This window comes from Novipirellula caenicola (assembly GCF_039545035.1).
In the GTDB taxonomy this organism is placed as follows: Bacteria; Planctomycetota; Planctomycetia; order Pirellulales; family Pirellulaceae; genus Novipirellula; species Novipirellula caenicola.
This window is the reverse complement of sequence record NZ_BAABRO010000009.1, coordinates 40,649-59,952: the sequence shown is the minus strand read 5'-3', so window position 1 is coordinate 59,952 and position 19,304 is coordinate 40,649. Positions and strand designations below refer to the sequence as shown.

Genomic DNA, 19,304 nt, shown 5'->3' with positions numbered 1-19,304 from the left:
ATCGCGATGCGGGAAGTGGGCGTCGTAGGAATGTTTCGCCCAGGTTATGATAAGCCCGATTGGCGGACAAGCCATACGTCGCGCACGGCGTCCTGCCTCCTTCTTGCTCCCTTTTTTCGCTCACACGAATCCCTCATGCAAATCGTCGTCATTGGTGCCGGTGCCGCTGGAATGGTCGCGGCCGCAGAAGCGGCAAAACGCGGTGCCAACGTCATCTTGCTGGAAAAGAACACCAAGACAGGCGTTAAAATCCTGATGTCCGGAGGGACTCGCTGCAATGTCACTCACGACACCGACGCACGCGGAATTTTGCCTGGCTTTGGACACGCCTCGCGTTTCTTGCAGCCGACCATCGGCGCGTTTCCGCCGTCGGAAGTTGTGCGTATGTTTGCCGATTTGGGGGTCGCAACCAAGGTCGAAAGCACCGGCAAAGTCTTTCCGCAAAGCGACCGTGCGATCGAAGTACGTGATGCGTTGCAGCGGCAAGCGGTCGAGTCCGGTGTGCAAATCATTCGCCAACAATCGGTCCAACGACTGATTCGAAGCGACGAGCATTGGCAGGTCGAAACGGACGACGAGACCTACACCGCGGATCGCGTGATCGTGACCGCCGGAGGCCGAAGTTGGCCTGGCTGTGGAACCACCGGCGATGGTTATGGCTGGCTCGAACAACTCGGGCATTCGATCGTCGACACCCGCCCTGCGTTGGTGCCGCTGACTGGCGGTTTCGAGTGGACCAAGGCGCTGTCGGGAATCACGCTGGAGGACTGCGTCGTGACAGCGGAAAACCAAACCTCCGAAGCGAAGAAATCGAAACAGTCGATGAGTCGGCGATCGTCATGGTTGTTCACGCACTTCGGCTTTTCAGGCCCCGCGGCGATGGACGTCAGCCGGATTGTCACGCTGACTGAAAAACTCGATCGCGTTCGCGTGCAACTGGATATGGCGCCCGACGTACCGGCAGAAGCGATCGAAGCGACTTTGTGTAATACCGCAGGCGGTGCAGGACGACGTCGGCTTTCCAATGTATTGAGCCAATGGGTGCCGAGCCGACTGGCAACTTCATTGGCCCATGAGATGTGTGGTGACCCGACGATTGCTGAATTGACCAAGGCGGGTCGCCGAGCGACGGTGACCGGTATCAAACAATTGGCGTTGCCGATCACCGGGACTCGCGGGTTCAGTAAAGCCGAAGTAACCGCAGGCGGAGTCAACTTGAAAGAGGTCAATCCGCGAACGATGGAAAGCCGAGTCGTCAAGGGACTCTACATCGCAGGCGAAGTGCTGGACGTCGATGGCTGGATCGGAGGATACAATTTCCAAGCCGCATTCAGCACGGGCCGAGCCGCGGGAATCGCGGCAGCGACGGTGGAGTAAATGGTCGAAAGTCTTGACGACTTCCGCTACGACAAAGGGGGGCCGGTTTGTCGAAAGTCTTAACGGGTTGTTGATTTACTGAGCCGCGACGCGTCAGCGGCCGGGTCCCGCGCGCTACCCGGTGCCTTACGGACCACGGCTCACCGATGCAATTTGCATTTCGTTCAGATCCACAGGCTCTGGAGAAGTTTTCGCTACGACGGGAGGGCTGACCGGACGAAAGTCTTGACGACTTCCGCTACGACGAAGGGAGGGCCGGTTTGCCGAAAGTCTTGACGGGTTGTTGATTTACTGAGCCGCGACGCGTCAGCGGCCGGGTCCCGCGCGATACCCGGTGCCTTACCGCCCGCGGCTCACCAATGCAATTTGCATTTCGTTCAGATCCACAGGCTCCGGAGAAGTTTTCGGCACGACGGGAGGGCTGACCGGTCGAAAGTCTTGACGACTTCCGCTACGACGAAGGGGGGCCGGTTTGCCGAAAGTCTTGACGGGTTGTTGATTTACTGAGCCGCGACGCGTCAGCGGCCGGGTCCCGCGCGCTACCCGGTGCCTTACGGCCCGCGGCTCACCAATGCAATTTGCATTTCGTTCAGATCCACAGGCTCCGGAGAAGTTTTCGGCACGACGGGAGGGCTGACCGGTCGAAAGTCTTGACGACTTCCGCTACTAGGGTTTGTTCCAGATGACGGCTTTTTTGCGATTGGGATATAGCTCGACACACAGCCCGCATTTGGTGCCGTCGCAGCCTCGCGCGGTGCAGTGCTCGCGACCGTAGTAGATGATTTGCAGATGCAGATCGTTCCACGACGATTCTGGAAACAACTTTTTCAAGTCCCGCTCGGTATCAACCACACTCTTGCCGCTGGACAGCCCCCATCGCTGTGCGAGTCGATGGATGTGAGTGTCCACGGGGAACGCCGGAACCCCGAATGCTTGAGCCATCACGACCGATGCCGTTTTGTGTCCAACGCCGGGTAGTGCTTCGAGCTCGGCAAAGGTTCGCGGCACCTTGCCTTGATGGCGTTCGAGCAACAGTTGCGACAACTTGTAGATGGCTTTGGATTTGTTGGTCGACAAACCAATCGGACGAATCAAACGCAAGATTTCTTCTTGCCCCAACTCTACCATGGCCTGAGGCGTGCCCGCGGCAGCGAACAATTCGGGCGTCACTTCGTTGACCTTCTTGTCGGTGCACTGCGCACTCAACAAGACCGCAATTAACAGCGTGAACTCATCGGTGTGGTCCAGCGGGATGGGGGGATTCGGGTACAGCTGACTGAGTTTTTGCCGCACACGGTCGGCTCGTTCCTGTTTCTTCACTAATTCGTTATCCTGCGATGGCGAACCCCGTTGGGACTCGCTTGTCATTTACGTTTTGTTGTCTTTCGAGGGAACTTCTACCATCTCTGGCCCCCCGCGTCGAGGAATTGCTTGATGGATCGAGATGACCGCGGTCGGAACAAGGTTAAGACGTTGGCCGGTGCATTCGCCGCCCGTACCCTGACATCGTCGTCGGCTTGGGCCCCGCTGCAAATCCCACTGTACCGCGCGTTTTGGTTTGCATCGCTCGCTTCGAATCTTGGCACTTGGATTCACGAAGTGGGAGCGGGGTGGCTGATGGCCAGCTTGGACCCCTCGCCGGAAATGGTGGCCGCCGTACGAACCGTGATGGCGGCTCCGATTATTTTTTTAGCCATTCCCGTCGGTGTGTTGGGCGACCGCATCGATCGCAGACGAATGCTGATCGGCACACAATTTGTCCTTTGTGCCTGCACTGCGACGCTGGCGTCGCTGACCTTTAGCGACATGATCACCGCCAAACTGCTGTTGGTGTTCACATTTGTCATTGGCTTGGGCATGGTCGTGCACGTCCCGATCTGGCAGGCATCGATCCCCGAGCTGGTTCCCAAAACCCAGCTCGCTCGCGCGGTGGCGCTGGGCAGCATCAGCTTCAATCTCGCGCGTGCAGTCGGTCCGGCCTTGGGCGGCATCTTGATTGCAATGGCCGGCGTGTGGACCGCGTTCGCGATCAACGCCTTGTCGTTCGCCGGAGTGTTGACCGTTTTATTGTCATGGAAACGAACACGCCGTGAATCGTCGCGTGGATTGTCGTTTCGCTTGTCGCTGTATCAAGGGCTTCGCTACGTTGCCAAAACCGTGGCAATGCGGCACACAATCCTCGGGGTGGTGTTGTTCGTGTTGCCCGGCAGTGCGCTGTGGTCGCTGTTGCCATTGGTGGCAAAACAACATCTCGGCTGGGGTGCCAGCGGGTTTGGTTTCCTGGTGGGCTGCGTCGGTGTCGGAGCGGTGTTTGCCGCATGGACACTGCCTCATTTCCAACGGCATCGTGGCGCTGACCAAACGATTGCCATCGCGATGGTCGGTTTTGCAATCGGATTAGCCACGCTCGCCAACACCACCGGAACGGCGATCGTATGCGTCGCCACCTTGCTGATGGGTGCGACGTGGATGATGACATTGACGACGTTAAACTCCACCGCTCAGATGACACTTCCTGCTCGCATGCGAGCCCGCGGCATGGGATGCTATTTGACGGCGATGGCGTTTTCGATGACCACCGGATCGATCGTGTGGGGTCAACTCGCCGAAGCAACGTCGATCACGACCGCACAAACGACCGCAGCCGCGATCTTGACGATCACGGCTGCAGTGAGTTTGTTATTCCGCGTCGGTGATACCTAAGCGAACGTGTAACCTTCTTCGCCATGGTCGGTAATGTCCAAACCACGTTGCTCGCTCTCGGCGTGGACACGTAACCCAATGACGGCGTCGATCAATTTCAGCAGAATCAAACTGCCGACTCCCGCGAATGCATACGTGACGACGATGGCGACCACTTGGCCGATCAACAAACTCGGATCACCGCTTTCGATCAATCCTAGCTTGCTTTCACCCGCGATATTCCAACACGCTCGTGTGGCAAAAATGCCTGTCAACACAGCCCCGAGCGTACCGCCGACACCGTGGACGCCAAACGCGTCAAGTGCATCATCGTATCGCAACGCGTGTTTCAGCTTACTACAAGCAAAGTAGCAAACGACACCTGCCAGGGCGCCCATCAACAACGCCGGCATGGGTTGCACAAACCCAGCAGCCGGAGTGATGCAAACCAAACCAGCGACCGCGCCGCTGCTTGCGCCCAGCACGGTCGGTTTCTTCAGGATGCACCATTCGGTCAGCACCCACGCCAATGCACCGGCGGCGGCGGAAAAGTGAGTGACGGCAAATGCACTGCTGGTCAAATCATCAGACAACAATTCGCTGCCTGCGTTGAAACCGAACCAGCCTACCCACAGCATCGCAGCGCCCAACGCGGTGAAGGCAAGATTGTGAGGTTGGATCGGTTCTCGCAGATACCCCATACGAGGCCCGATCAAAATGGCGGCAACCAATGCCGAAATTCCGCTACTGATGTGCACCACCGTGCCGCCGGCGAAATCGAGTGCGCCGCCTGCCAATGCGTGCTCCGAACCGTACGCCAAGATGCCGCCGTCCCAGACCCAGTGGCACAACGGGCAATAAATCAGCAAACCCCATAGCAACGAGAAAACGGCCATCGCGCTGAACTTCATTCGCTCGGCGAACGCTCCACAGATCAGTGCCGGAGTGATGATAAAGAACATGCCTTGAAACAGCATGTGGGTGAGCATTGGGATCTGAATATCCTCGGTGTACATCGGTGTGACCGGACCACCGGCAGCATCGCTCCAGTAGCGCTGCACCCCGTTCATAAACAGATAGTCAAAGTTGCCAACCCAAGCACCGGAACCGCCAAAGGACAACGAGTATCCGACCACAGCCCACAGCACCGTCATCATGCCCATCAGAAAGATGCACTGCATCAAAACGCTGAGCACATTTTTGCGGCGAACCAAACCTCCGTAGAACATCGCCAAACCAGGCGCGGTCATGAACAGCACCAACGCACAACTGGTCAACATCCACGCGTTGTGGCCGGCCAACGCGGCTGCAGCAATTTTTTCCTCCAGTTCAGCCGGGGTAGCCTCAGCGACCTCGGAATCCGAGGCAAGTGGTTCGTCGATGGAAAGGGTTCCGGGACTATCCGCCGCCACATCTTCCGCAACCACCACCGCTACGTCGTCTTGCGCCACAGCGATCGAACTAGGCTGGGCGGCGAAAGACAGCAACGCCAAAAAACCCCCGATAAGTAATGTCTGCTTCACCGTATTGATCCTCTAGAAGTGCTTACCACCGTAACAACGCCCGCGCTCGGGGAATCTTGATCGCGTTGAGTCCAGGCCGCCTTTGTTCCCATCCGCGAGAATGGGACACCTGCCCTAACGTGATGAACCGTTGTTAATTGGAACGCGGTGCCTCCGCCGGCACCTAAAATTGAACAATAAGGATAATGCGAGTGAGCGTCCGCTAGAAGCGTAGGGAAATGCCCCCCGGAGATTTAACCTCCTTCGGAGTCGCTCAATACGGCCATAAAGGCTTTTTGGCTGATTTCAACGTTGCCAATCGCCTTCATTCGCTTCTTGCCCTCTTTTTGCTTCTGCAGCAATTTACGCTTTCTCGTAATGTCACCGCCGTAACATTTCGCAGTCACGTTTTTTCGCATTGCAGGAACGGTCTCGCGAGCGATCACGCGGCTTCCAATTGCCGCTTGCACCGCGACTTCGAACATGTGGCGTTCGATCTCGGCTTTTAATTTTTTCGCCACCGCTCGACCGCGACGATCGGCATCCGCACGGTGACACACCACGCTGAGCGCGTCGACACGGTTGCCGTTGACCATGATGTCCATCCGGCAAAGATCAGCGGGTTCGTATCCAACCATCTCGTAATCGAGCGTGCCGTAGCCTTTGGTGCAGCTTTTGATCTTGTCGTGCAAATCGTAAACGACTTCGGCCAGCGGGATGTCGTACGTCAACATCGCGCGTTGGGCACCGAGGTACTCTTGCGACTTCTGGATTCCCCGACGCTCTTGGCAAAGCTTCATCACTGCGCCGATGAAATCGTTGGGCACGATCACGCTACAGCGAACGATCGGTTGGCGGAATTCTTCGATGTCCCCTGGATCCGGAACGTCTTGCGGTTTGTGGATCGTCAATGTCTCGCCCCGTTTGTTGACGACTTCGTACGTGACGTTCGGTGCGGTTTGCACCAAGTCCACGTCCGATTCGTTTTCCAATCGCTGCTGCACAATTTCCATGTGCAACAAACCGAGGAAGCCACAGCGGAACCCGAACCCAAGGGCTTCGCTGGTTTCGGGTTCAAATTCAAAGCTGGGATCATTGATCGACAACCGCTCGAGTGCATCACGCAGCTCGGTGAAATCTTGGCCATCGCTCGGGAACAACCCGCAATAAACCATTCGTTTGGGGCGTGAATAGCCGGGCAGAGGCTGCACGAGGTCTTTGCCCGCCGGTCCCACCGTGTCGCCGATATGCACGTCACCAAGACTTTTGATGTTGCAGATCAAGTAGCCTACTTGGCCGGCCTTTAGTTCGTCGCACGATTCGCGTGCGGGTGCAAAACGCCCCAACTCGATCACATCATGCACCGAACCCGCTCGCAAGAAGCGAATCTTTTGGCCTTTGCGAACCGTGCCGTTCATCACGCGGATATACGTGATCGCACCACGGAAATCGTCATAGTTGGAATCGAAGACCATCGCTTGAAGCGGAGCTTCAGGATCGCCGGTCGGCGCGGGAATTCGCTCGATGATCGCGTCCAACAATTCATCGACGCCGACCCCAGTTTTTGCACTGACTCGGACACACTCATCGGGATCGGTTCCCAAGGAATTCATCATTTCTTCGGCCACTTCGTCGGGCCGCGCATGCGTCAAGTCGATCTTGTTGATCACCGGGATGATCTTCAATTCGTGCTCCATCGCTGCGTAGGCATTGGCCACCGTTTGCGCCTCGACCCCTTGAAACGCATCGACCAACAACAGCGCGCCTTCGCAACACGCCAACGACCGCGAGACTTCGTAGTGAAAGTCGACGTGACCGGGCGTGTCGATCAGGTTCAGTTCGTAATCCTTGCCGCCACGCTTGAATCGCATGGTCACCGCTCGTGCCTTGATCGTGATCCCGCGTTGACGCTCGAGCGCCAGATCATCAAGCAACTGCGATTTCATTTCACGCAGCGTGACGGTGCCGGTATGCTCCAACAAGCGATCCGCCAAGGTGCTCTTGCCGTGGTCGATGTGGGCGATAATGCAAAAGTTACGAATGTGGGCTGACATATTGGTTCTTTGGCCGTTTGAAGGCCGAGGTAAGAAGCGGGTGAAACGAGACAGACTCGCGAAATCGACGTGAAGGAAGCCTTACTTTTTGACGCCGTGATCTTTGTTGTATTGACGTCGGGCGTAACCGGCGACTCCCAAGTATCCGGCGTCGCCCCCCAGCGTTGCGAACGTAATTGTCGTTCCCTCGAACACATTCTCGAAGGTGCGAACACGAAATTCCTCTGAGATTTTGGACAAAAACCGCTTGCCGATACAGCAATTCGCTCCGCCAAAGTTCATGGCGCCACCGAGCACCACAGAGCCGGGATCAAGGGTGTGAATCAACGTCGTTAATCCAATCCCAAGCCAACGGGCGGTGTCATCGATAATTTCCAACGCCAACGGGTCCCCTTCTTTGGCGGCTTCATAAACGCGTTTCGCAGTCAATTCGCTGTCGCCGCCACCAAGCAGACCGCTTAGCGAACTCTTGGCTCCCTCGGTCAATCGTTGCCGAGTCCGCTGGACCACCGCGCTGGCCGACGCATAGGCCTCGAGTTGGCCTCGTCCACCGCCCCACACACATAACTGGGCCGTGGGCGAGGGATCGACGACAATATGGCCACATTCGCTACCGAAACTGTTCGTGCCGTTGACCAATTCACCTTCGATGATGATCCCGCCACCGACGCCGGTGCCGAGCGTCAACAGCAGCATCGATTGGTCATTCCGCCCGCTACCGAGCCAGAATTCGCCGTAGGCCGCCGCATTGGCGTCGTTTAGAAACGAAACCGGCCGCTCGAGCATCTTTGCGATCGTGTCGCGAATCGGAAAGTCCCACCAACTCGGTAGCTGAGGCGGCGCGACAAGGTAGCCGGCCGCCAGGTCCATCGGCCCCGGTGCCCCCAATCCAACTCGCCGCACTTTATCCGAGATACCAAGTTGCCCTTCGATGTCTTGAATCACCGCCGCAATCCGCTGCATTGCCGCCGTGGGGCCTTCGGATTCCCGGGTCGGCAACCGCTCGAAAGCCAAGGTGCGTCCTTCGTCGTCGACCAACCCGATCTTGATCGAGGTGCCCCCAATATCGATGCCCCAGAAAAAGGGCGCCGTGGCGTCGGATATATCGGTAATGTTCGGGGTATCAGACATGGCACGATCGTGTGTTAGTTGGAATTCGCAGTTCGCAGGGCAGTATAAGAAGGGGGACAAATTGCCACAACGGACAACTCTCTCCCGCAAACCGTGATCCCCCGTGCGGACCATCACCACGTCCTAACCCGCCGCATAAGGGCCGGTTGATAGCGTGATCGACCGGCACAGGCAAAGACGTCTGGCCCAATAAAAGAACCAATTCATTGATAACCCGAAACGTGAGCCGGGGAATCTTTATCTTGAGGCGGTCCCTCGCTGACGCTTTTTGAAGCTGCGGCTTTATCACAACCCGAAGCGTAAGCGAGGGATTCTCGATATTTTCTCGGTCCCTCGCTGACGCGTCGGGTTAGGGTTTGCCGGGAAAAAATGGCGGCATTTGATAGCAACGCGGCGGTTCATCGGCTATTTCTTTTTCGTCCTCACGTACGGCTTGGTGAATTCCGCGGACTCGAAAATCACGTTGTCCGACACCCGTGGATCGGCGGTCCGTTTGAGCTCGGACATCAACCGCGACTCGAGCTGCTGGCGTATCGGTTGCGATTCGGGATCCTCCGCCAAGTTGTTCATCCAGTGCGGATCCTTTTGGACATCGTACAACTCGACGCGTGGACGTCGGGCGAAGGCAAAATCGAACAACTCGGGATTCGAATCGCGATGCATCACAATCCAAGCCTTGGTGGGGCTGCCATCCATGTCTCGAAAACCGACGCCCGTGTCCTCACGCCAATTGGCAAGCTTTGGCATCTTTGTGGCCGGTTCGCCAAACCCCGGCCCGCTGCCCATCGGCCATCGCTCCGGTGCAAAGTTGATGATCAACAAATGTCGATCGGTGCGAATCGCCCGTTGGGGATACGGCGTGTAATCAGGCTGAGCGGAAGCAACGTGCCGTTCACGACCGGTGAACACGGCGTCGCGGCTTGCATCGACCGAACCCGATTTTTCACTTGCCAACACCGGAATCAACGATTTCGCAGTCATCGTGTCAGGAATCGCAACCCCGGCCGCTTCTAAGAAGGTGGGAGCAAGATCCGGCAGCGAAACAAAATCATCCACCACGCGGCCTTGCTTTTTCATGCCCGCAGGCCAACGAATCGCCAACGGGACGTGAGTGCCGAAATCATACAAGTTGCATTTGCCTCGCGTGACGCCGGGAAAACCATGATCGCCGCTGACCACCAGGATCGTGTTGTCGTAAACGCCCAGCCGCTTTAGTTCATCGATGATCACTCCCAACCCCGCGTCAAACGCTTGTATCTCACCAAAGTAATCGGCAAAGTCTTCACGAACGACGGGGACATCGGGCAAGTACGGCGGAATCTTGCCTGCGAAATCATCGGGGTTGATTCCCCATAACGTTTTGCCACTGCCGGCAACCCATTTACGATGACAATTCGTGGGTCCAAAGAAGTAACAAAACGGTGCTTCACCATCGACTTTTTGGTCCCCGTTTGGATCGAGAAACGAGAGCAAATTGCCACGAACTTCGTCCAACAACTCGGCTTTTCGAGCCTCTGGATCGTCCCCCTTCATCGCATTCTGCGAAAACCCATTGAACTTGCGTCCCGAGCGATTGAACCCGCGTGCCGTCCCGCCATGCGGTGCATCGATCGGCGTTCCAGGGCTCCAGACTTTGTACGTGTGACCGATCCGGTAACCGGCCGCTTCCAACAGCAGCGGGTACGTGGGAATATCGAAATCCCACTCGGCTCCCTGCAGGATCGACGCCGATCCACATCGCCAAAAATGTTGCCCCGATAACAACGAACTGCGGCACGGCGTACACGACGGGGCGCTGACAAACGCGCGAGTGAACAACACACCTTGCTCGGCAACCGAATCAAAATGAGGTGTCGAGACAAGATCATCTAGTCCCCCTGGTTTCAAGCGACCATACGCACTGGCGTGACACCCCCAATCGTCGGCAAACGCCATCACGATATTGGGACGATCGGCAGCACCGCTGAGCAACGGAACGCCAAGTGACGAGATCACGCAGAACAGAGCGAGTGATAAACAAGAAAGCAGTCGTTTCATGGTCAACGAAGCCTGTGGAAGTGAGGTAGGGAGCAACATCGCGAAAAACGAGCGCTAAGCTCAGTAGAGCAAATTGAAACTCGAGGCCGACGTCCGCGGAGGAGTGTCCTACATGATAGCTAAACTTTGCCAAACTTGTCGAAAGAGGGGGAGTTGCTTAACCGCCCTCGTGAACGCCAAGATAGCAGGGCATCCCCCTTACGTATCATCTCACATGAGCAGGCGGTTTTACCCATGTCCGACGAAACGAGTGAAGAGAAGCCCAAACCAGTAGCCCTTTCGCGCAACGCCCGCCGTGTGTTGGGGGTGTTGGTGGAAAAGGCCAAAACGACCCCCGATAGCTACCCGCTAACGATGTCGGGACTGATCAGCGGCAGCAACCAAAAATCCAACCGTTCGCCTCAATTGCAGTTGGACGAGGACGATGTTCTTACCGCGATTGAAGAGCTAAAACGCGTCGGTGCGGCGAGGGAAGTCCAAGGCAGCGGACGAGCGACCAAGTACCGTCACGCAGCGTATGAGTGGTTCGATGTCGATAGCCCCGGTGCGGCCGTGATGACCGAACTGCTGCTTCGCGGGCCCCAAACCTTGGGCGAAATCCGCACGCGAGCTTCGCGGATGTATGCACTCGAAGACTTGAAGGCAACGCAAGAGGTCGTCGACTCGCTGATCGCCAAGGACCTTGTCGAACCGCTCTCGCCGCCCGGCCGTGGGCAAACGTTTGCACACAAACTGTATCCGCCCGAGGAACGTCAATACCTCGAAGCCCGGCTGGAGAAACAAGCCGCCGCATCGGACACGTCGTCTTCCCCGTCACCGGCCAAGGCCAGCAACACGGCGATCGATGCATTGATCGCGAGACTCGAATCGGTCAACGAGCGAATCGATCAACTCGAAAAACGCATCGAAGAACTCGAGTCGTAGAGAGATTGGCGGCACATGGGGAAAGCCTGAACTGTTTCAATGGGACCGGATGACACGCTGGAAGCCTATCCCACATGTGCCCATCCCACATGTGCTGGATGCCTATGCTACGGGACTTACCACCTGCATAGCGAGTCGATGTAATCGGCGCTGCCGTCGCGTTTCCACGGATCGAGCTGAGCTTGAGCCTTGAGCTGTTGGCCGCGACGTAGCGGGGCGATAAAGAAACAGCTGCTGATATCGGCGATCGCAGTCATGTCGCCCCACAGTTTTTCAAACTGTGCGACGGGGAACACGTCCTCTTGGGCATTGCCCCAGCGTTTCTTGACATCCTTGAGCGTGACGTACGTTGGCATCCGCTGCGCCATGCTGCGGATCGCTTGGTCCACACGCTGAGGGTTGCTTAAATCCGCTCGCGTCAATCCAAACGACTTCAGCAATCCATCGATCGAAATCCAAGTCGTCATCGAATTGTAGAAGGTCAAATCGAACTCGATTTGTTCGTTGGGCATCGCGAGGCCTTCGACCAATCGCGGCCGCCCGTTGACAAGCGCCAATCCGCCGCCGCGATCTTCCAATCGGCGGCTGATGACTTCAAAGCTAAGCGTGGTTTCCGCAGCGATGTGCCGCCCCAAGAACGCTGGATCGACGTTCGCCCCAAGGGTGTCGATGTTGTGTAGCAGCAGGTAATCCAGTTCGGGCTGTCGCTGCAACATCTGCTGCAGTACACCGCTGCGGAGCATGTTGGGGATTTCGAACCAATGGCCCACCGGATGAATACACTGGCTGGGAACATTGTCGGTGTAATCACTGGCCTCGCCTGCCGATTTTGCCCATCCGATCAGCGCCGTTCGCAAACTTTCGCGAACCTTTTGCTGTTGCTCGTCCAAGATTTGCTGGGCCGTTTCCTCCCACAAAAAACGCAAATCACGCACCATCGGGATCATCCGCAGCCCAACACTTCGCCCGGTAGACACCATCAAATTGTCGCCGAAACCAAAGGCATCATTGCGATCGAGGTATTCGCGAATCGGTTGGTCGGTCAAATGGCTGGTAGTGAAGACATGCGGAATCGAGGCATCCAGTTGTTCGGCGATGGCACGATTTTTTGCCAGATGCACCTCCATGAAACTGCGATGGCGGCCGGCAAAACGACAAAACGGATGAAGCGCCTTGCAGACCCCAGCCCCCTCGGTCCAGCGGCTTCCGACGCCCGCGGCCAGCGTCACCACCGCCACCTTCCCGGACTTGATTGCTGCCGATCCAAGATCGACATACTTCTGAGCAATCCCTTCACGCAGGTCAATGACATGCTCGGGTTTGACATCTTGGATCATCGTGTTGGCAGGCAACCGGTTTTGTGACAACCCGATTCGTCCGCTGATCAGATCGGCGCGAATTTGCTCGTGTTGGAACCGGTCAAAACCAATTTGATTCAACAGCGACCCCAGCGACGATTCGCTAGAGTGTTCGACCGCAGCCGAGGGCAGGATACTCTCTAACAACATTCCCGCAGTCGCGCTGCCGGTTTCGACATCGTGACAGCGTTTGCTGATCCGCTCGAGTTCCGATCGCGTTCGCAGCGACAAATCGCGTAGCGGTGTTCGCAACAGCGCTGGCAACACGAGTGCATAATACCGGTCGGGCAGCATCGCGTCGTTGCCGCACAGCAACTCGGAACTGGTGCCGTTGTCATTGATCTTGAAATCGTAGACCACCGGATCCATCGCAAACGGAAGCGACGTTTCCAAGTCGCGTTTCGTTTTGACCATTGCATCGCCGAGCCATGCCTGGGCTTCGGGTTTGATCTTAGGATCAAAAATGAATCCCATGCCGCCGCCCGCCATCCCGCCGAGCATCCAAAATCCCCAGAACTGGTCACCGTATCGCTCGCGGCACTGCTCGATCAATGAATCGGTAAAGCGGTTAGTTGCCCACGGAATGATCGTCTGCAGGGGCCCTTCGAAATTGCGGGTGGTGACATCGCCGACTTGCTTGATATTACCTGTTTTTAGTGACTCGACCACTTCATCAAGAATCTTGATCGCTTCGTTTCGGCCCTGCCATTCCTTTTCACTACGCAGCAGGTAGTGTTCGGTCACCATTTCCAAAATCGGGCCCACATTTTGAGCCATCCCGCCGTGCACCAGCACCAAGGAATTTTGGATCTTGTCGCGGGTTGCCTCGGATATTTCGTCGCTGCCCAACACGTGGTGAACCGGCATTAACCGTCCGCGGCTGATGCCAAACTCGGGGTCATTCTCTTGCGCAGCGGTTCCGCAAATCAGCTTGATGCCGGGCCAAACGCCGCCGGAATCTTGCCATCCACCCCCGCTGCCGCCAAGCCATTCGCCCAGAATCGCGCGGGCGGCGACCAGCCGGCGATCGGCTTCGCTAAGCGGACCGGTCAACGAGTGCACTTGCCCGGTCGCTCGCATCAATAGCGAGATCAACGAACCGAGCAGGTTGGTGGAAACCGCCAAGCGAGATCCTTTGGGGATATCGTTGATCTTGCTGACCAATTCCAAGCCACGTCCTGGACCGAGCATGACCTTCAGCAGGTCTTCCATCGATTCACGGCAACCCTCTAACCCTGGCGGGACGATGCCGGCAGCGATCAACGCCGCTTTGAGCAGCCCCAAATAGTCGCGTGCAAAATCGAAGGTCTCAGCAATCGAAGTCAGCGTGGTCGTCGCGCCGAGATCGACACTGGTCAACCGAATCACCGGTTCGTCGATGATTCGCAGATACGTCTCGATCGGCGGCTTGGTTTGCGAATCTCGCCCACGCACTCCGAGGTCGACCGAGACGTTCAGCACGCGAGCTCCCTCGGGAAAGTCCATCCCAAGAAAGAAGATGTCGCTCCATGCACTATGCGAAAAATCCATTCGCACCGCCGTGGTTTCTTTCATCAGCGGCGAGGTCCCCGTCGCGGGATCCAGCTCGACGAGCTCGCTGCGGATTCGCAATGGGTGATCGGCGGGATGGCCGACGCGAAACATCCACTGGTTACCTCGCACCGTGCGAACGCTACGGCGTACTTGATCGGCAAGCGTTTGAAACCCGAGCTGGTGATAGGCTTGCGACAACGCACTGGCCAGCGCGTCACTCGGGCCGAATTGCTGCTGAAACGCCAAGAAACAATCAATTGCTTCCATAAACCGGCGAGCCAGAAGGTGCTCGTATCCCTCGTACGGAATCCGCCCCGATTGCTCGACCGACAAACGCGACGGCAGGTGATACCGGTAGATCGCCGACAAAAAGAATAACGCCCGCACGCGGCGATACAGATTTTCTTCGTCGCGACGAAATGCATCCAGCGTTTCGACGTGCTCTAGTAATTGACCTAGCGATTGATCGCGACAAACCGATTCGAGTGATTGATCACGCACCCGATCGTCGTCCGAAACGATGATCTCGATCAACGGGTTGGTGGCGGTACGAATCATTGAGCCGCCATCCCTTCCGCACGCGTGGCGAGCAATTCGACCATCTCGGTCAAGATCCGATCACGGTCACGCCCTGACAATCCGATCGCCAATTGAGCAATCAACAATCCATAGGTAACACCCAAGTTGTAACGTGAACCTTGCAGTCGATACGCGAGGTAGCGTTGCCGTGACGTCAACATCGCCAAGGCATCCGAAAGCGAAGGCTTTTCGGAAGCATGATCGGCAAGCAATTGCTCAATCGACGTCATCACCTCAGCGGTCAACACGTGCATGCCGAAGAAGCCGAGGTAATGGCCCGCCCTCAGCCCCGGCGTGACCAGTTCTTGTTCGGCATAAGTTGGTGTCGGCTTTTCGACCACCGTTTCGATCTCGTACAAATCATCGCGGCGAGGCACATGCGGCCCGCTGACGATGCCAAAGTAGGGTAGCTTGTTTTCGCGAGTCGACTGGACGGCGGACACCGAGCACTCAAACTCTTTGGCAATCTTGATCAACTGCTTTGCACACGGGATGTCCGATGCGCTGAGGTACAAGTGGTCACCCACGAGATGCAAAAACGGCTCGTCGCCGACAAAGGATTTGGCTTGAAAGATCGCGTCGGCATAGCCACATGGTTCCGGCTGTTCGACAAACTGGATGCTGGCCAAATGAGTCCCAGCGGCTTGTTCGTACGCCTCTTGGTCCCCAGGTTGGATGACGACACAGATGTCTTCGATGCCGGCGGTGAGCGTTTCTTCGACGATCAATTGCAGCGCCGTCTTGGTCTCGCCATTGCGGTCGACTAATTGTTGCAGCGGCAATGTGTTCTGTTTCGGAGCCGCTGCGGTGATAACAGCCTTGTGAACCTGCATGGCAAATGGCGAGGGTACGAGAGAGGAAAAGGGCATCCACGGGACCGATCGTTGAATGCAAAACAAACCAGGGACGTAGTGGATCTTGCTAAAGATCCTGCTAATCGGCGTCGCGAATCTTGCAAAAGATCCTGCGTGCGGGATTTTTAGCAAAATCCACTACGAGGGAACGCCTGCGACGTCCCTCGATCGGTCCCTAGCATAGTTCGCAGAACGAGCCGGCAAAGCCAAGCCAGAATTATTTAGATTTCCGGCCCAAAACCAAGAAGGTTGGATTGAGCGACTCGAAACGAACTCGCTCCATCTGGTACTGGCCTCGCGAAATATTGATCATCCGCACGTCGTGAACCAAACCGGCGGTGGACAATACATTCTGGACCGAAACCAGGTTATCGGGGCTGGAGACGTTGACGACGATGCGGCCGCCTTGAGCCAATCGTGGCACCGCGGCCGAAACCAAATCGGGCACCACACGTCCCGTGCCGCCCACGAAAATGGCGTCGGGATCGGGCAGGTCTTTCCAAGCCTCAGGGGCTTGGCCATGGACCGGGATCAACGAGGGAACATCGAACATCTTTGCGTTCTCGATCATCAACCCGTAATCCTCGGCGTCCATCTCGATCGCATACACTTTGCCTTGCGTCGCAATCGAGGCAGCTTCGATCGCCAACGACCCACACCCCGCGCCGACATCCCACACCGTGCTCTGCGGCGTCAGATCCAGTTCCGACAACGCGATACAGCGGACCTCGGCAGGCGTCAACAAACCTCGCTTGGGCCGTGACTGCAGAAACAAATCGTCGGGGTTACCGAACAAGCGTCGGTTCGCACTGCCGCTGGGTCGATCGGCGGCTCCCGATTTTCGCACCAGAACCATGACGTTCATGACGCCAAAGGATTGACCGCGAATCGAAGTCAAATCCCCTTGTGTCACGGTTTCATCGGGCGTGCCAAGGTCCTCGCAAACGTAGGCGGTAAAGTAATCGATGCGGCGATCCAGCAGTGCTTCGGCAACCACGGAAGGCGAGATATCCTCGGTCGTAAATATCCCCACGCGTTCGGCGGTACGAATGTTGTCCACCACTCGATCAAGTGATTGAGTCGCGAGGTTGGTCAGGTAGGCGTCGTCCCAACTTTCTTTCACCCGCGCAAATGCCAACTGCATGCTGCTGACGTGTGGCACGACATCAAAACGATCTTTGCCGAACGTTTCGGTCAGGTAACGGGCGATGCCGTAAAACAATGGATCGCCACCCGCCAACACCACTGCAGGCTGATCGCCGAGATCACGAATCGATTGCTGCAACTGTTCGAGGTTGCTGCCGACAACAATGCGTTTGGCATCGGATGCCGGAACTTTTTCGAGTAGCTGGGTCGGGCCCACTAACACGGTCGCTTGGTCGATCAAGTTTCTTGCTTGACCGGTCAACCCATCAAGCCCATCGTCGCCAATCCCAACAATATGAATGCGAGCAGTCAATCTAGTGTCCGTAATTTTGTAGTGGTAGTGTGAACTTGCGTTATGATCGCGGAGCGATCTAGGACTTTGAACGTTATGATCGCGGAGCGATCAACGACTTTGAATAGGGGGCCGATGACAGGCTGGAAGCCTATCTCACACCTATAGTTTTCGCAGCTCTTTCATGATTTCTTCGACCGTGGTTCGCCCGGCGTGCGAGTTACTGACTTTGGCCCAAGCGACACGACCATTTGCATCGATCACGTAGGTCGCAGGGTACGCGGTTTCGCGAGGCGAATCCCAGCGGAGGCCCCACTGGGTGACCATCTCCATCGCATCGTCGCGGACCATCACCAGCGGTGCGGGCAAAGTACGTGATCCCATGAATTCTTCGGCATGACGCTGCAGCAAGGTCGCTTCGCCTGGATAGACCAGAATCACTCGCGATGCCTCTTGAGCGAGTGCCTTGGCTCGGTTTGCCAAACTGTTGACCTGCTTGCTGCACAGCGGACATTGGTATCCGGGATAGCCTCGCAGCACGATGACGACGACCGGTCCCTTTTTGTATTCTTGCTGCAATTCGATGAAGTCTTTGCTGCCCACGACCGGCAATTCAAAATTGATCGCCTTGGCTCCCTCGGCAAGCGGTTGCGAACGCCCGTCGTCATCAGCATGGACGTTTGCAGCAATCGCCGCGAAAAACATCAAGCACGCTGCAACATCGCAAACTCGTGGAATCATCATTTGTATCCTGGTTCGGACAAAGAAGTAGTGGATCTTGCTAAAGATCCTCGGGCCGGGATCTTTGACAAGATCCACGACGCCGGTGACTGTTGATTGTATTGCAATTGGAGCTTGTTTTTTTGCTTCATTCGCCGAGCGATAGACCCCAAAAGCGTCCGCTCGCTGCCTAGCTCTGATCACGTTTTTCACGTTGTCGTCGACTGTATCGTTCTAACGTTTTGCGTTCGGATCGCGTTAAGCTCGCTTCGCCACTGGCGTGAATTTTTGCCAAAATTCGGTCCGCTTCGGCCGCTTCTTGGTTTAGTTTGCGATCAGGATCGTGAATCTTCAGCTTCATGCGACGTGATCGCTGGCGGAAATAGTGCGGTAAATCGGAAAGCACCTCTAAATCGAGCCAGCGGAAATTCCAGCGTTGGTAGAAATAGGCCGCGGCAAACGCGGCCCCGGTCAGATGGACTTCAAATGCGGTATGGGAATTCCCCATCAACCCCAAGGCGCCGGCAAAATCCATCGCCACAAACGCGACGGCCAAGATCCAAGCTTTTACCGGGATCACGAACATCAACAACACTTCTTGATGCGGATAGTAGAAGGCAAACAGAATCGTCGTTGCCACCACCGCGCCACTGGCCCCGATCACCAGCCCACCGCCTCGGAACCAAAACGAGAGCGAGGCAATGATGCCGCCCAACAAGATCGCCGCTAGGTAAAACTTAAGGAACTCTTGTTGACCAATCCGCCGTTCGACGATGCGGCCAAAGAAAAACAACCCGATCATATTGAACAAAATATGATTGATATTGTTCGGATCGTGCGCAAAGCCGTAAGTCAGAAATTGCCACCACATCCACGGCTGCTTCACCGTGCTGGCTTGAGCCGCCAGCCATGGAACCAGCTGACTGACGCCACCCTGTTGGAAAATCATGTCGACAAAGAACACAGCGACATTGATGACGATCAAAATGATCGTCACGCTTCGCGGATTCTGGACTCGGTCCCACGGGGTGCGTTCATCCGAGCGTCCGTAGTCGCGGTCATATAGACCCATGAACCATTCCTAAAACTTTAACGATTGGGCAAAACAAGCAAGC

13 protein-coding genes are annotated in these 19,304 nt (G+C 56.5%); 3 read left to right on the top strand and 10 right to left on the bottom strand.

The genetic code is table 11. The annotated features are described in order from the left end of the window. The first annotated feature begins 135 nt into the window (after window positions 1-135). A complete protein-coding gene (locus tag ABEA92_RS17595; RefSeq protein ID WP_345685155.1) occupies window positions 136-1,377 on the top strand; it encodes a BaiN/RdsA family NAD(P)/FAD-dependent oxidoreductase in 1,242 nt (413 codons plus the stop codon). 666 nt (window positions 1,378-2,043) lie between these two features. Here the strand turns inward: ABEA92_RS17595 and nth are convergent. Beyond that, complete coding sequence (gene nth / locus ABEA92_RS17590) at window positions 2,044-2,697, bottom strand: endonuclease III (protein ID WP_345685154.1); 654 nt, start codon at window positions 2,695-2,697, stop codon at window positions 2,044-2,046. 114 nt (window positions 2,698-2,811) lie between these two features. Between nth and ABEA92_RS17585 the strand changes: the two genes are divergently transcribed. Further along, window positions 2,812-4,080, top strand: a complete 1,269-nt coding sequence (locus tag ABEA92_RS17585) for an MFS transporter (protein ID WP_345685153.1) — start codon at window positions 2,812-2,814, stop codon at window positions 4,078-4,080. On the opposite strand, the gene ABEA92_RS17580 is transcribed toward ABEA92_RS17585, so the two are convergent. The 4 genes from ABEA92_RS17580 to ABEA92_RS17565 form a co-directional block, all read right to left on the bottom strand. Then, entirely contained in the window at window positions 4,077-5,471 is a 1,395-nt protein-coding gene (locus ABEA92_RS17580; RefSeq protein ID WP_425572458.1) for an ammonium transporter, read from the bottom strand. The two genes, ABEA92_RS17585 and ABEA92_RS17580, sit on opposite strands and share 4 nt — an antisense overlap. Before the next feature lie 344 nt (window positions 5,472-5,815). Beyond that, complete coding sequence (gene lepA, locus ABEA92_RS17575; protein ID WP_345685151.1) at window positions 5,816-7,615, bottom strand: translation elongation factor 4; 1,800 nt, start codon at window positions 7,613-7,615, stop codon at window positions 5,816-5,818. A gap of 81 nt (window positions 7,616-7,696) precedes the next feature. Then, window positions 7,697-8,746, bottom strand: coding sequence for an ROK family protein (locus tag ABEA92_RS17570; protein ID WP_345685150.1), 1,050 nt, complete (start codon window positions 8,744-8,746; stop codon window positions 7,697-7,699). Window positions 8,747-9,151: 405 nt separating this feature from the next. Then, window positions 9,152-10,783, bottom strand: a complete 1,632-nt coding sequence (locus tag ABEA92_RS17565) for a sulfatase family protein (protein WP_345685149.1) — start codon at window positions 10,781-10,783, stop codon at window positions 9,152-9,154. A 234-nt stretch (window positions 10,784-11,017) separates the two neighbouring features. Between ABEA92_RS17565 and ABEA92_RS17560 the strand changes: the two genes are divergently transcribed. After that, entirely contained in the window at window positions 11,018-11,707 is a 690-nt protein-coding gene (locus ABEA92_RS17560) for a DUF480 domain-containing protein (protein WP_345685148.1), read from the top strand. 116 nt (window positions 11,708-11,823) lie between these two features. Here ABEA92_RS17560 and ABEA92_RS17555 read toward each other — a convergent pair whose 3' ends face one another. From ABEA92_RS17555 to ABEA92_RS17535, 5 genes are all read right to left on the bottom strand, one after another. After that, complete coding sequence (locus tag ABEA92_RS17555; RefSeq protein ID WP_345685147.1) at window positions 11,824-15,156, bottom strand: UTP--glucose-1-phosphate uridylyltransferase; 3,333 nt, start codon at window positions 15,154-15,156, stop codon at window positions 11,824-11,826. Continuing rightward, entirely contained in the window at window positions 15,153-16,010 is an 858-nt protein-coding gene (locus ABEA92_RS17550) for a sugar phosphate nucleotidyltransferase (protein ID WP_345685146.1), read from the bottom strand. Before ABEA92_RS17550 ends, ABEA92_RS17555 begins: the two co-directional genes overlap by 4 nt. Window positions 16,011-16,248: 238 nt before the next feature. Beyond that, window positions 16,249-17,490: a precorrin-6y C5,15-methyltransferase (decarboxylating) subunit CbiE gene (cbiE, locus tag ABEA92_RS17545; RefSeq protein ID WP_345685145.1), complete on the bottom strand. Its 1,242-nt coding sequence runs from the start codon at window positions 17,488-17,490 to the stop codon at window positions 16,249-16,251. Between the two features lie 141 nt (window positions 17,491-17,631). Beyond that, a complete protein-coding gene (locus tag ABEA92_RS17540; RefSeq protein WP_345685144.1) occupies window positions 17,632-18,213 on the bottom strand; it encodes a redoxin family protein in 582 nt (193 codons plus the stop codon). A gap of 166 nt (window positions 18,214-18,379) precedes the next feature. Beyond that, the gene (locus ABEA92_RS17535; protein ID WP_345685143.1) at window positions 18,380-19,261 is read right to left on the bottom strand and encodes a rhomboid family intramembrane serine protease; all 882 of its coding nucleotides are present in this window, start codon (window positions 19,259-19,261) and stop codon (window positions 18,380-18,382) included. Window positions 19,262-19,304: the final 43 nt, after the last annotated feature.